The sequence below is a fragment of the Cohnella soli genome (assembly GCF_042655525.1).
Taxonomy (GTDB): domain Bacteria; phylum Bacillota; class Bacilli; order Paenibacillales; family Paenibacillaceae; genus Cohnella; species Cohnella soli.
In genome coordinates this window covers 23562-38485 of the sequence record NZ_JBHSMI010000028.1, presented here as the reverse complement: position 1 = coordinate 38485, position 14924 = coordinate 23562, and the positions used below count along the sequence as shown (strand labels likewise).

Sequence of the window (14924 nt, the reverse complement as noted above, 5' to 3'; positions counted from 1 at the left end):
AGATATCACTCTATTTTCACGAACAAGTATTGGAAGAGTCTGATAACGACTTGGCATCATCTTATTTCTACTTAATCGTAAATCGTAACACGGATTTAACTATCCTCTGCCTACGGTCGGTTCGATAAAAGGAACCTCATCCTCGGATTTCGGACGCAGGTTATCGAGATCGCAGCCTTCGTCCGCTTGCAGGACATGATCCGCATACATCCGCATATATCCGCGTTTGTGCAAGCGAACAGGCGCCCAAGCTTTCAATCGCTCGCCTATTTCCGCGTCGGTAAGCTCGACATGAAGAGTTCCCCGTTCCAAATCGACTTCGATCCAATCCCCGTTGCGGATCGCCGCGAGCGGCCCTCCGAGCTGCGCTTCCGGGGAGACGTGCAAAATATTGGTGCCGTAGCTTGTTCCGCTCATTCGCGCATCGCTAATTCTGACCATATCCCGCACGCCCAGCTTCAACAGCTTTTTCGGAATCGGTATCGCCCCCCATTCCGGCATCCCGGCGCCGATCGGACCGCAATTGCGCAGAACGAGCACCGATGTCTCGTCGACTTCCAGATCATCGCCATCTATTCGTTCATGCATTTCTTCGTAACTATCGAATACGATGGCTTGACCCCTATGCTTCCCGTTGATAAACGAACTTGCGGCGCGTTTCAGGATCGCGCCGGAAGGCGCCAAATTGCCCGTGAGCACGGCAATGCCGACATCCGTCTTGAACGGTTCGCTTAACGTGGAGATCACGTCTTCGCGGTAAGACGTAGCATCGCGATAAGCTTCTTCAAGCGTCTTTCCCAGAGCGGTTAGACTGGTCTTATCCAAGTGCGGCAGCAGCCTGCCGATCACGGCTCCGATCCCGCCCGCTTCGAAAAAGTCGTCCATGCTATGTTCGCCGCTAGGCTGAAGATTAACGAGCAGCGGAATGCCCGCGGATAGTTCTTCATATCGCTTCAAGGGAATGCGGATACCCAAGCGTCCCGCGATCGCGGTCAAGTGAATAACCGCATTGGTGGAGCCCCCGAGCGCCGCGAGCAGCTTGATGGCGTTATCGAAAGCGGCTTCCGTCATTAGGCGGGACGGAGTCAAACCCTCTCCGACCATCGCGACGATTCGTTTGCCCGTCTCTTCCGCCGCCCATTTGCGGCTTGCATGAGTAGCGGGAATCGTGGATGTACCCGGAAGCATCATGCCTAGCATTTCCGAAAGGCATTTCATGCTGGAGGAGGTCCCCATCACGGGGCACCCTCCCTGCGTACACGAGATGCATTTTTCGAGCTCGGTCCATTCCTCTTCTGTCATCAGTCCGGCATTGTAATCATCCATTAACCGCCACAGATCGGTGCCGTAATTCACTTTCTTCCCGCGAAACGATCCGGAAGCCCGATGTCCGGCGGCAAGCTGCAGCGACGGGATATTGCTGCTGGCCGCGCCCATAAGCTGCGCGGGCGTCGTCTTGTCGCATTCGCAGAGCATGACCGCGCCGTCTATCGGCAATCCCCTTATGGACTCCTCGACATCCATCGCCATCAAGTTGCGATAGGGTAAGTCCGATGGCTTCAGAAAATCGGAAGGCGCCGTAATCGTATGCATCTCGAGCGGGTACCCTCCGGCGAGCAGCACCCCGCGTTTGACGAACTCGACTAATTCTTTATGCGGCGCATTGCAGCTATTCAAATCGCTCCACGAGTTAAAAATGCCGATGATCGGCTTGCCGACGAACGATTCCGGAACATGCCCGTTCGCCCTCATGGCCGACAGATGCTGGAATCGCGTTTCTTTGGAGGGATGTTTGAACCATCTATCGCTGCGCAAGGACATGTCTAGATCACCTCTTCAATCCGAATTCGCGTCGTTGTTTTGACTTGTTCGCCAGGCTGAAGAACGCGGAAGCCGGTCAACTCCTCGGGAAGCTGCCGCAAATTGGGCGCATTCGTGATCCAAGTATACGGCTCCGGGCACAGATAACCTTGTTTGGAATCATGATTGTAAACCACCCATTGTTTGAACTGCTCGTCGGCGCCGTACACGACACGAATTCCGGAACCCGAATCGGTCAGCACCGCTTCGTTCGACCCGATGTTAGCCGTTTGAAAAGCATCGTCCAGCGCGTGACCGACGAGGCTTTTCCCCTTGCGCAATTGTTCCGAATACGGGATGTCCACTAGCTCCCCCGTCGGCAAGAATCGTTCGTCCAGCACCCATTGCTTTTCCGCATTTAGCGCAAAACGACATGACGCCAAGTCCCCGGAGCCGTTAAAAGGGAAATTAAAGGTCGTATGATAACCAAGCCCCCATGGAAACGGATCGCTGTCTTGGCTGCTCACCGTCGCTTCGACGGTAAGCGTCGTCTGCTCCAACACGTACCGCATATGCACGGTAAATCGATGAGGAAATTGCGCCAGAATGCCTTTGTGTTCCTGCGAATGAATGATCGTCTCCAGCACGGTCCGTTCCCCTTCGTCTTCCGCGCGCAGGAGCTTCCACGGCGCATCGAACAGCAAACCGTGGGTATGGTTGTGTTCGGAAGGGTCGTTAATGTTAAAACTATACTTCATGTCGTTAAATTCGAATTTTCCGTCGGCGATTCGATTCGGAGGGAAAAGAATCGGCAGTCCGTACATGAACGGATCGGCTTCGTACGCTTCCCGGCTTTGCGGGAAGCGCAGCAAATCAAGATTTTTGCTTCTGGAGCGCAGAGATACTAAGTTGCTCCCCCATGAAGGGACTAGAATCATTTCCAGATGCTTGTTCCACGCTCTTATCGCGGTTTCGCCGTACAGGTCGATCCCTTCGATTGCCATTCAGCCCGCCGCCCCTCAATTAAAATGCCGTCTCATTGCGTCAAGGCCCGGCATTTGAAGAATATCGTCCAACAGCGCCCGCGCCTGTTGCTCGGAACGGGTCCATGGATCCATTAGAATTAATTGAACGAGGTCTTCATAATTTCCGGTTTCGTAAGCTTGCAGCTCCATCTCGACCGGGGCGACGCGGTCGCGCAGCGCATATTGAATGACAGGCTTAGGCAAGCCCTTCGTTTTAATGCCTTGAACGCCGATTCCGCTAACGTAACAAGGGATCTCCACCTGGAAATCAAGCGGAATGCCCGGCACGTAATTGCTCTCGTTCAAAATATTAAGGATCATGACTCTAGGAACATCGCATGCGATCGCTTCGATGAACGGAATCATCGGTTCCGTCGAATGCTCCGGCGGGTAGCTATCCATCACTTTCTCGGCCGTATTCTCGGACACTCTCCGAATTTTCTCTACGCCCGCTGCTCCTCCCGCGAAGTAAAGGTCACGCCACCAAGCCTGCGGATCTTCCTTATAGAAACGCTCCGTCTCATCATCAGCGTGATGCCAAGCCGGCCAAGCGCCGCCCCCCGGATTTCCCGTATCGCCGATCGGAAATACGCCGAACTTCTTGTACAGATCGAGCGCCTTCGGTCCCAACCAATCGCAAGTTCCGCATTGCTCGATATAGGCGGCCGATTTCTCTTCGATCCAGCGATCCAGAATCGGGAATGCGTCTTCGCCTTTGTAGCGGAACTCCGTCAGCCAGATGAAATGGTTGACGCCCGGAATTTCGTACGTAATGTGCGCCGGGTCGAGTCCGATGACCTCGGCGACTGCCTTAACTCCGTTGGAGCCATGACAGAAACCTGCCAGTTTGGCTTGCGGATACTTGCGCTGCAAATAAGTGACCCCGGCCATGACCGGATTGGATACGAGCATATACCAAGCATTCGGACAGATTTCCAGTACGTCCCGCATAACTGACTCCATCAATTGCAACTGATCGAAATTGATCCAGAATCCTTCGTCATGCATGACATGGAGGCTTCCGCCAAAACGATACCCGTGTTTCTGCGCGATTTCCCATCCGTCCTTCAGACGTTGATGTCCGCCGATCAGCGCGGCGAGCATGACGAAGTCGGCTCCGTGAATCGATTCTCTCCGATCCGTCGTTTTCTCCAGAACGAGATGGATATTCGCTTCTTTGGCATACCGTTCGCAAAGCGAATAGGCGCTGTTCAGACGTTGCTCGTCGATGTCCATGAAGCTGATGACGCTGCCTTCAAGGGAAGGCGTAAGGCAAATGTCTTTAATAAGGCTTAAGGAAAACATAGCAGAGCCGGCCCCGATAATACTGATTTTAGGCATGAGTACAACCTCCAAATGAGAATGATAGAATTATGAATAAAGCCAGTCTTAGATCGCAGCCGATGCCGCCCCATCAATGCTCAGATTAGAGCCGTTAACGACGACGGATTCATCCGAAGCCAAGAACAGCACCGCGTATGCTACTTCGCGTGTCGAAGCCATTCTTCCGAGCGGCTGCTGCTGTTTAATAATCGGGTACAACTTATCCATGCCTCCCAGGCTTTCGGCGAGCCGGACGTTCATATCCGTCTCGACCCATCCCGGAGAAATGGCGTTGCAACGAATGCCTTTCTCGGCATACGAGACAGCGATCTCCTTCGTTAAGCCGATAATGCCCGCTTTGGATGCGGAGTAGGCCGTATAACCCGGCTCCGTCAGCGAAGCCATCACGGACGAGGTATTAATAATGGAACCGCCGTTTCCTTTGAGCATCTCGGGGATCGCCTTCTTACACATCAAGAACATCGATTTCAAGTTGACCTGCAACACTTCGTCCCACGTTTCTTCGGGATACTCCAGAATATCGCCGACGGGCATAATGCCCGCATTGTTGAACACGATATCGAGTTTTCCGTAAGCGTTAACCGCGCTTGCTACCGCGGCTTCAGCCGTCTTCATCAAACCTACGCTTCCGCATACCACTTCGCAGCTTCCGCCCGATTCGCGGATTTCCGCGGCGACTTCGTTTAACTTATCCTCGTTGACGTCAACGAGCACAAGCTTCGCGCCCTCTTCGGAGAAGAGCAGCGCAGTTCCTTTGCCGATTCCCGAGGCCGCTCCCGTGACAATGGCGACTTTCGAATAAAGGCGACCTTGTTTCGTTTGATTTGTACTCATGTGCATAACATCCTTTCTCTTCCTCATTCGATTTATTTGACGGCGCCGACAACCAAGCCTTTACGAATATAACCTTGGAAAATAATATAAATGGCAATCGGCGGCAACGAGGATAGCAACAATCCAGACAGCAGCAGCGGATAATCCGAGCTGAACCTGTTGAGCACGGTCGCTACGGCAACGGTTACCGTCTTCAGATGATCGGACTGCAAATAAATGAGCGGGGTCAATAAATCGTTCCACCAGTTCGTCGCGTTAAAGATCGATACCGTAACGACGCCGGGCAAACTCATGGGCAAGATGATCTTCGTCATCGTCTGGTGATACTTTGCTCCGTCCATTTTGATCGCTTCGAGCACTTCGTCGGGCATTCCCCGCATTAATGAAGTGAGCAAGAATACCGTGCTCGGGATGGCCGAGACGGCCCAGATGACGACAACGGACACGATATGATCGGTCCAACCGATTTTACTCATCAACAAGTAGTTGGGAATAATAAAGGTGACGCCCGGAATAGTCATCGTCGCAATCATGACGACATAAGCGCCATTTCTGAAGCTGAATTTCAATTTGGCAAATGCGTATGCGGCCGGTATGGAAATCGCCAAGCAGGCAACCATGCTCAAGCCCACATATAATGCCGTATTGCCGAATAAGCGGACCAAGGAAAAACGGTAAATCAACGCTTGATAATTGTCCAAATACAACGTTTGAGGAAGCGCGATCGGGTGTTTAATATACTCGATCGTAGGCTTCATGCTGCTGAAAGCCATGAAGAACAAGGGATACATGGCCATGAGGGCGATGATGGCGAGAACGATAAAAATCAGAAACCGAATCCACCTTGCAGAGGCAGTTTTCATCATGTCCTCCTATTGCTCCAAGCGCCTGGATATTTTTAATTGAATCCACGTAATAAACATGACGATAAAGAACAGAAATACCGAAAGCGCGCTCGCATAACCCATATTGCCGCTCCTGAAAGCTTGAATATAAATCATGTAATCGATCGGAGTCGTTTCGTAACCCGGGCCTCCGCCCGTAATCGAATAAACAAGCCCGAACAGCCCGACGAATACGTAAATGACGTTAACAATCGTGAAATAAAAGATGGCCGGATAAAGAGACGGGATGACGATGTAAAACAAGCGCTGCCGCCAACTGGCACCGTCTATTTTCGCGGCATCGAACAATTCGTTGGAGATTGAAGACAGCCCCGATAGAAAAATAAGCGTGCCTTGACCGAGCGTTTGCCAATAGAAGCACAGGATCAAAATCATGAATTCGGTCGGGACCGTATTCAGCCAATCCACCGTAAAATGACCGAGTCCGACTTTTTCCAGAAGGGTGTTCACGACACCTCGATTGGTAAACATCGATTTGGCCAGAAAACCGATGACGACCGAAGAGAGTATGGCCGGCAAATAATAAACGGAACGGAAAAAGCGCCAGCCTTTAACCTCCTCATGCAGCAGCACCGACACCGTTAACGAGATCAACAGAATGCCCGGAACGGAAATCAGAAAGATGAGATTGTTCCGCAACATGAGCGGCAAATCGCCGTTGCTTAAGATGTTCTTGAAGTTATCCCAACCTACGAATACGGAAGTGACCCCGTCCCATTTCGTGAAGCTGTGAAAGAATGTATTAAACATGGGATAACCCACGAATATGGCCAATAGCACAAAAGCCGGCAGCAAGGAGACCCATCCTACCCAACGTTCTTGCTTAAGACTCATTCCGATCTTCCTCCTTGCCTTTTGTAAAAGCGACCTCCCATAGAGGGAGGTCATTTACCGAATCCTTACTTGCTTTTGCTTTTTAGAAGCTCATCGCGTTTCTGGTCTATTTTCTTCATGAATTCTTCCGCCGTCATTTTCCCGCTGGAAACAAGCGATTGCAACGACATCATCTCGCTCGTAAGCTCCGCAGGGTACACGTTATCAGGCCAGAAAATCGTGCTCGGCTCGTTCGCCATATCCTGCATCGTTTTCACTAACGGATCGGATACGTATTCGTTCACGTCGACGTCGTTCACGACGGTAATCCGTGCTTCGCCCGACTTGATTTTGTTGATTTGTTCTTCCTTGCTCATGAGGAACTTAACGAAATCGGCCGCTTCTTTGGCGTGCCCGGTGTAATTCGTCACGACGAATGCCGCGCCGACGCCGCCGGGACCGCCATCATGGATTTTGACATCCTCGCTGAAGTCCGGAATTTTCATAAAGCCCATGTTATCGCCCATCTCTTTGCTGAAGTTCAAGATGTCCGAATTGGCGCCTACGGTCATGCCCAGTTGCCCTTGGATAAACAATTGGCGAACGGAATCGTCCGCGATGACCAAATCTTTGGCGAACAACTGATGCCAGCCTTCCATCACTTTCACCAGCTTAGGATCGGAGAAGTTCGAAGTGCCTTTGACCAAGCTGTCGAGCCCCGGGATGTCCACCGTCTGAGCAATCCAGTAATCCGGCACGTGGAGGAAGCTGTCTTTAAATAAACCGAGCGGCGTAACCTTTTTCGACTTGACTTTTTCCAGTATGGCTACGAACTCCTGGAAGTTTTTCGGACGTTGGGCAACGGGATCGACTCCCGCATCAGCAAAGATCTGCTTGTTGTAAGCTAGGAGGAACGTGCCGTCCGTCCCGAACGGGACGCCGTAGGCTTTGCCTTCGTTCGTAAAGTCTTCCGTCGTAGCGCTCCAACCGACGATTCTGGATCTCTCTTCGCTCGTGAAGTACTGATCCATCGGCTCCAAGAACTGCTTGAAGCGGAGCATATACGAACCGGACCAGAGTACGGTCAGGTCGGGACCGTTCTTGGCGATGCTCGCCGTCTGGAATTTGGCGAACAGCTCGTCTCCGGAAGGGACGTCCTGCACATCGATCGTGATGTTCGGATGCAGCTTCTCGTACCGCGCCACCGCTTGGGAGATGTAGAAGTCTTCTTTTTTCTTGGATTTGTTATTCTCGTCAATGGTGGCAAACCCTGAATTCCAGAACACGAGATTGACTTTCTTCTCTCCGTTGCTGGCTGAAGAAGCGCTTTCATTATTGGCACTGCCACACGCGTTCAGCACGAGCGCCATGGCCATGATCGATGCGGCGGTTAAGACAGACCCTTTTCTAAGTTTCATGGAAAGCTTCCCTCTTTCGTTAGTTGATGTCTTGAGTCCAAGTATAGAAGCTTTACATAAACAGATGAATGTCCTAAGCCAACCATTTGATTTATCACTTTATATCCGGCGCGGCACGGATTTATCATTTTATACAGCGGCGTTGACATCTTTTATCCTTTAACGCTTCCCATGACCAATCCTTTGGTAAAATGCTTTTGCAAAAACGGATAAACCAACAACACAGGTAACGTTGCGACGAAAATCTGGGCGGCACGGGTGGTCTGATCCGAGATCATCCGCATTAACGACATATCCTTGGCGGTAATCGTTTTGGTATCGTAAGCGGTAAGCGCTTTTTGCAAGAAGCTTTGCAACGGATAGTTCTTCGGATGGTTCATGTACAAGATGCCGTCGAACCACGAGTTCCAGTGTCCCACGACGCAGAACAGCGCGACGGTTGCGATCGCGGGCGTAGCTAACGGCAAGACGACCTTGAACAAGCTGGTGAGGGGGCCGGCGCCGTCGATGCTTGCAGCCTCTTCCATCTCCGCCGGCAAATCCCGAATGAAGTTCATCAACAAAATGACGGAGAAGATGGGTACCAAACCGGGCAACACCAACACCCAAATATTGTTGACAAGGCCATACTTCATATAAGTCATATACTCGGGAATCAGTCCGCCTCCGAATAACATCGGGATAAGCAGGAAGTACGTGTAAAACTCCCTGCCCTTAAACTTTTGACTGCTTTTCGCCATCGGATACGCCGTGATAAAGATAATAAACAGCGTGAGCGGCACAGCCAGCACTAGGCGTTTAAGCGTGACGACGAATGCGTGCCAGAACGCCGTGTTTTGGAGCACGTATTTATAGGACGCCAGTGTCGCATCGACCGGCCAGATCCCCACTTTGCCGCTGGACGCGGCAAAGGAGGAACTAAAGGAGAGGGCGAGTATATGCACCAAGGGAAGAATGCATAGGAGCGAAATCAAGCTCAGGAAGATCAGGTTGCCGCTCATGAACGCTTTTCTCTGCCAACCGGTTTTTATTCCGTTCTTCGCCTTTGTTGTTCTCATGGCAGCTCCCTAAAAAATTTTATATTCCGTTAAGCGATAGGCAAGCCTATAGGAGATCACGATTAACACGAAGGAGACGATCGACTTGATCAGGCTCACGGCAGTCGACAACGAAAACATCATATCCTTGATCCCCACTCGGTACACGAACGTATCCAGAATATCTCCCGTTTCATAGACGATCGGATTGTACAGGTTATAAATTTGATCGAATCCGGCATCCAGGATACCGCCGATAGAGAGCACCGTCATGAGCACCACGATAGGGGTAATGCCAGGCAGCGTGATGTGAAACATTTGCCGGAAATAGCTTGCTCCATCCACTTTCGCCGCTTCGTACAAGGAAGGGTCTATGCCCGTAAGCGCCGCCAAATACACGATGGTGCCAAACCCGAAGCTCTTCCACGTATCGGTTAGGATCATCACGTTGGGAAACCATTCTTTGTCCCCCAAGAAGAAAATCGAGTCGATGCCGAATAGCTTTAATACATGATTGACCGCCCCGCTCGAAGGAGACAGTATTTCGATAAAGACGCCCGCCAAGATGACCCAGCTCAGAAAATAAGGAAGATAGACGATGGTCTGTACCGATCGGACGAATAATCGGCTACGCACCTCGTTAAGCAATAGCGCGAAAACGATCGGCACCGCAAGACCGAGAATAATCTTCATGATCGAAATATAAAGCGTGTTATACATAACCTGCTGAATGTTGTCCAGCGTGAACAGATGTACGAAATTGTCAAACCCTACGAAACTCGAGCCGAAAATGCCGTCGGTAGGGATAAAGTCTTGGAAAGCCATAATGATTCCGAACATTGGCACGTAAGAAAAAAGGACAAGAACAATACACGCCGGCAGCATCAGGCCATGATAGGTAAGCTGTGTTTTCAGCACATGCCGGTTTAACCTTTGGCGCGGGTTATGCGCTTGTCTCCGTTTCACGGTTAGACCCTCATTTCAAATTGTGCTGTACCGCTTCTCGCACTTCTTTTACGACCTGACTGCCGCCGCTGGATTCCCAGTCTTTGACGAAATCATCGAATGCATCGATAGGCTCTGCGCCCATAATCAACTTCACATAAGCTTCGAGCTTCTTCGTTTCAAGCGCGCCCCATTTCTTTTTCATCGTCTCCGTACCGGTACTATAGTATTGTTCCTGCAGAACCAAACCGTTTTTCATATAATCGTTCAGAATACCGCTAGCGCTATCGGGGCCGTACATTTTGTAGGTAATATAGTCATCCTCGGAAGGATTTTTTATATATCGCACCACGCCCTCGTAATACATCTCGTTGGAGGGGGACATTTCGCCCACGTCCTTGCCCGCCAGCTTGTCTTGAATGTTCAGATAGTACCCGATGTCCTCATGGGCAAGCCACGGTTTGACTTGACTGAACTTGGCGGGCATTTCGCCTTTTTCGTTTTTGTGATATTTGAGGATATCTTCCTTGCTGCCGTATGCCTTTTCGAACCAGAGGTTAAACATTTGAACAAGCGCTTCAGGATGTTCATAACCTTTGCGAATGACATAATAAGTGTCGGGACCCGCAACGCCCATGACCTTGGCATCGCCGCCGTCGGCACCGAATATTTTGACGGGTATCCATTCGGCACCCATCTCGCGGTGAGAAGCCCCTAACGGCCAATCGACCGCATACCATGGCAACCAGGCAACGCCTACTTTGCTGCTATCGATGGCTTGGGTAAATTGATTCCAGTCATTGGCGCCGAACTCGCGGTTAATTAAGCCTTCCTTGTAGGCTTTATTTAAGAAGGCAAGCGCCGCCTTCGTTTCCGGCTGAGTGCCGCCATACACGATTTCCCCGTTAGCGTTTTTCACCCAAGACTTGGGATGCGACCCAAAGCTGTCGAACAAACCGATCAACTCGTCTAACGAATTGCTTGTCGTAAAGGCATAAGTGTCTTTCACGCCATTGCCATCGGGGTCGTCATTCGTAAAGGCTTGCATAACCTTATATAACTCATCGAACGATTGAGGAACTTTCAACTTCAATTTGTCCAACCAATCTTTGCGCAACCAGGTGATAACTCCGGCGCTTTCCAAGTACCCCTGAGTCGCAGGCAGCGCATACAAGCGTCCGTTTATTTTGGACATGTCCATACAGATGCCAGTGTCCGCGATAAGGAACTTTTTCGTTTTTTCGCTGGCATACTTGTCGTACGCCTCGGTCAAATCCGTAGCCAAGCCCGATTTAACGATCATCTCGAATTGCTTGCGATTGACGGCCATCAGGTCGGGAATTTGACCTGAAGCGATTTGCAGATTCAGTTTTTCTTCCAGCTGCGCGCTGCTGACGACAAACATATCTTCGAATGTGATCCCTAGATCGTCCCGGTATGCATCGATCCACACATTGTCTTCTTGCGTCTGACCCGCGATCTTGTCGCTATTGGGGTCGGACTCTGCGGTTCCCACCGTTAGGGTGATATTGGGCTCGTATTTTCCTGCCGCCTCATTCCAGCTTGACCGTCCTTGACTCTGGCCGTTGTCCCCTCCGGATTCGGTTGACGAGCCCGCGCAAGCCGTTAACGAGAACGCAACCGTCGCGATGGTCGCGCTTACAAATAGACGTTTCATTGATATCCCCCTTGTTCATGCCTGATCAAACGATTCGTATACCTTGATGTTAATGCGTTTACCTCCCGGGAAATAGTTACGCTTTCTTTGTATCTCTGTCCTTTTCGTTGGATGTTACAGCGAATTCCGGTATTCTTGAGGTGTAATGCCGGTCATTTTCTTGAAAAAACGGCTGAAATACGAAGCATTGTCGTACCCGACATGGCGCGCAATCTCGTGAATTTTAGGCCTGGGGTCTGCCAGCATTTCTTTACAGACTCGAATCCGTTCGGCCTTTACGTAATCGGATATGTTTATTCCCACCTGCTGTTTGAACAAATGCGACAAGTAAGAGGAGTTTAAATACGCCACATCCGCAAGCCGGATAAGCGATAAGTCTTTGTCCATGTTTTGGCTGATATATTTCAGTACGACTCCGATCTCTCTGTTCATGCCGCTAGTCGCGTTAGAAGATCCGGATGTTTCGTGTTTGGTCGTTTCGGGTAAAATGATCGAGCAATCGAAATCGCAGAACTTTTGCATCGTTTCTTTGAACCGAACATACTTGGCGTGCAAATTGGCCGTGCCCGTGGCCTGCGTCGAATAGATGATATTGACGTGCTGCCCTGCCAGATGATAGAAACTTTCCTGCGCCTTTTCGTACAGCACGTAGTGGAATTTCAAGAATTGGGCGGCTTCCCTATACACTCCGCCGACAATCTTGATCTGTGCCAGCAAGGTAACCTCCGACATGCCCGTCTCCACCAGCTCATAAGCGAAATGCGGTTTCAGGAATTCCGCCAGCGATGCCTCGAGCGCCATCATCGCGAAGGCTCGCTGCGAGACGTCCCGCACTTCGATCGCAAGCAATGCCATTTCCATCGGACGAGTAAAATCCAAAGAGCTGCCTGCTTTTGTCGCGAACTCATCCAAACCGACTTCGCCAAACAACAAGCACCGCAGATGGCTGTTTCTAATCGCTCCATCCCATTTTTGAGATTGCAGCTTTAACTTTTCCGACAGTCTAAACATCTCTTGATCGCTTTCCGCCTCCGCGATCGCCTTTTCCACGGCATCGAATAAAACCTCGTCTCCCTCGCTTTTCAGCACATAGGCCGTCACCTCGAAGTCGATGGCTCTTTTGGCATACTCGAAATTGTCATGTGCGGATAACACTAGTTTTTTCGTTTTGGGGTGATAGACCGAGACCGCTTTCAGCAACTCGAGACCGGATACATAAGGCATACTGATGTCCGTCAACAGAATGTGAAAGCTTCCCCTGGCCATCAATTCAAGGCATTCATCCGCGGAATACGCTTTGTATACTTCGATCCTTCCGCCATAACGCTCGGAGATGGCTTGTTCAAGCCAATCGGTTATTGCCGCTTCATCGTCGACGACCATCATTCGATACATGTATCTACACCTCTCGTTTCAGTGTCTTGCGAGCGATAGGGTATTTTAATCTCTACTTGACATCCTCCGCTGGCGGCATTCGTTACGGACACGCCGTAATCGGTTCCGAATTTGATTTTTAATCGTTTGTTGATGTTAAAAATAGCCGAGTCGGATGGCGCATCCGGCAGCAAAAGTTCTTTCTTGAACTTCGCCAAGAGTTCATCCTCTATCCCTTTGCCATTATCGGAAATGCGGATGATCAGCTCTTGGCCTTCCTGCCTAATCGCTAACGTTACATGCAGGCTTTCGCGTTTGTACCCCATGCCGTATTTAAAGATGTTTTCAACGAAGGGCTGCAGAATAAGCCGCGGCACCTCCACCTGCAATAAGGACGGATCTTCGCAATGTACGTCAATGGACACCCTTGAGCCATAACGTTTTCTCATGATGTTCATATACACTTCCGTATGCAGCATTTCTTCCTGCAACAGTACGTCGCTGCGCGAATTTTGGGTGAGAAATTTGTAGTACCGACTCAACCCGATCGAGAATTCCTCCGCGTTCTCGTTGTCGCCCTCTTTAATCATGTGATGCAAAACATAAAAGCTGTTGTATAAGAAGTGCGGGTTGATTTGCGATTGCAATTGCTGATAAATGGCACGCTGCGCATAGATCTCTTTAATATAATTTTCAGTAATTAAGTCGCTTAGCTTCGCGGACATCGTGTTGAAGTTCCCGTAAAGATAAGAAATTTCATCGTTACTCTTGCGTTTAAGCCGAGTAGAAAAATCCCCTTTCTCGACTTGCTTAAACCCATCTATCAACATCCGAATCGGTTTTTTGATAAGTCGCCCAACCACGATAAAGTAAGAGACAATCGCCGCCACCGTACAAAAAAGCACGAAAAACATACTGGTGTAAAAGCGTTGCAGAAAGGAGTAGACATCATAGGTGGGAACTAGACTGTATACGGTGAAGTCCCCCAGGGAAGAGGAAGTTTGAATCAGTAGGTGATGGGGAATATCCGTATTCTTAATGGCAAATCCGCCTTGGATTAACACCCGCGCAACCTTGCTCGCCGGATTGTATAAGTACGTTTCTTCGTTGGCATGAAAAGCGAAAATGATTTCCTCGTTCGCAAAGCTTTTCCGGGAATCGGCAAGCTTCCATAATTTCTGCCTATCGATTTCTGCTGCTATATTCACAGCCGAATCTTCCAAGTACCCGCTTTGGGACGTGATAAACATTCTCCCGTCCCACGCCGCGACACGCTTGAAATCGTGGTAGAATGATCTGATTTTGTTTTCTTCTTCCGCATTAAACTCTTCCAATCCGTTCTTGGCCGAGAACCGCCTGTCGACGGAAGGGATATTGGCCCACACATCCGAGAAGAGCCGGCTCGTATCCAATGTATTCTGGAATCTCTCTCGGAAGCGATTGATCGCGGAAATCCCGTTATAGTCGATACCATCGGGACCGCCAGAGTTAAGCTCATTCCAGTCGCTCATATTGGATATTTTAAATAATTGTTGCTTTACGTAATCGATATCGCTCTCTACCGTCTTCGTCAATTCACCTTGGTTTTGCCGGATCGATTCCATTGCATTCACTTTTAAGGAAGACATGCTTTGAAAGAAAAAAACAAGCATACCCATGACTACCGGTATGTTGACCAGCAGTAGAATGACGATCAATTTAGAAAAAAAAGAATTGCGGAGCTTGTTCACTCGTCGCCATCCCCCCGAGTT

At 50.1% G+C, this 14924-nt stretch carries 12 protein-coding genes; all 12 read right to left on the bottom strand.

Annotated features, from left to right (window positions below; translation table 11 throughout):
• Positions 1–99: 99 nt before the first annotated feature.
• The 12 genes from ACFPOF_RS16645 to ACFPOF_RS16590 all read right to left on the bottom strand — a co-directional run bounded on the left by ACFPOF_RS16645 (position 100) and on the right by ACFPOF_RS16590 (position 14903).
• Complete coding sequence (locus ACFPOF_RS16645) at positions 100–1821, bottom strand: dihydroxy-acid dehydratase (RefSeq protein WP_378134613.1); 1722 nt, start codon at positions 1819–1821, stop codon at positions 100–102.
• Between the two features lie 2 nt (positions 1822–1823).
• A complete protein-coding gene (locus tag ACFPOF_RS16640) occupies positions 1824–2804 on the bottom strand; it encodes an aldose 1-epimerase (protein WP_378134611.1) in 981 nt (326 codons plus the stop codon).
• A 15-nt stretch (positions 2805–2819) separates the two neighbouring features.
• Complete coding sequence (locus ACFPOF_RS16635) at positions 2820–4166, bottom strand: family 4 glycosyl hydrolase (RefSeq protein ID WP_378134609.1); 1347 nt, start codon at positions 4164–4166, stop codon at positions 2820–2822.
• 48 nt (positions 4167–4214) lie between these two features.
• Positions 4215–5003, bottom strand: coding sequence for an SDR family NAD(P)-dependent oxidoreductase (locus ACFPOF_RS16630; RefSeq protein WP_378134607.1), 789 nt, complete (start codon positions 5001–5003; stop codon positions 4215–4217).
• Between the two features lie 32 nt (positions 5004–5035).
• Complete coding sequence (locus ACFPOF_RS16625) at positions 5036–5869, bottom strand: carbohydrate ABC transporter permease (RefSeq protein WP_378134605.1); 834 nt, start codon at positions 5867–5869, stop codon at positions 5036–5038.
• 6 nt (positions 5870–5875) lie between these two features.
• On the bottom strand, positions 5876–6742 hold the full coding sequence (locus ACFPOF_RS16620; protein WP_378134603.1) for a carbohydrate ABC transporter permease: 867 nt from the start codon (positions 6740–6742) through the stop codon (positions 5876–5878).
• A gap of 65 nt (positions 6743–6807) precedes the next feature.
• Positions 6808–8139, bottom strand: coding sequence for an ABC transporter substrate-binding protein (locus tag ACFPOF_RS16615; protein ID WP_378134601.1), 1332 nt, complete (start codon positions 8137–8139; stop codon positions 6808–6810).
• 152 nt (positions 8140–8291) lie between these two features.
• Positions 8292–9197 (bottom strand): carbohydrate ABC transporter permease, encoded by a 906-nt coding sequence (locus ACFPOF_RS16610; RefSeq protein WP_378134599.1) that lies wholly within the window; start codon positions 9195–9197, stop codon positions 8292–8294.
• A 9-nt stretch (positions 9198–9206) separates the two neighbouring features.
• Positions 9207–10061: an ABC transporter permease gene (locus ACFPOF_RS16605; RefSeq protein WP_378136003.1), complete on the bottom strand. Its 855-nt coding sequence runs from the start codon at positions 10059–10061 to the stop codon at positions 9207–9209.
• 91 nt (positions 10062–10152) lie between these two features.
• A complete protein-coding gene (locus ACFPOF_RS16600) occupies positions 10153–11799 on the bottom strand; it encodes a type 2 periplasmic-binding domain-containing protein (RefSeq protein WP_378134597.1) in 1647 nt (548 codons plus the stop codon).
• Between the two features lie 114 nt (positions 11800–11913).
• On the bottom strand, positions 11914–13194 hold the full coding sequence (locus tag ACFPOF_RS16595) for a response regulator transcription factor (protein ID WP_378134595.1): 1281 nt from the start codon (positions 13192–13194) through the stop codon (positions 11914–11916).
• Positions 13182–14903, bottom strand: coding sequence for a sensor histidine kinase (locus tag ACFPOF_RS16590; protein ID WP_378134593.1), 1722 nt, complete (start codon positions 14901–14903; stop codon positions 13182–13184). Before ACFPOF_RS16590 ends, ACFPOF_RS16595 begins: the two co-directional genes overlap by 13 nt.
• Positions 14904–14924 lie beyond the last annotated feature (21 nt).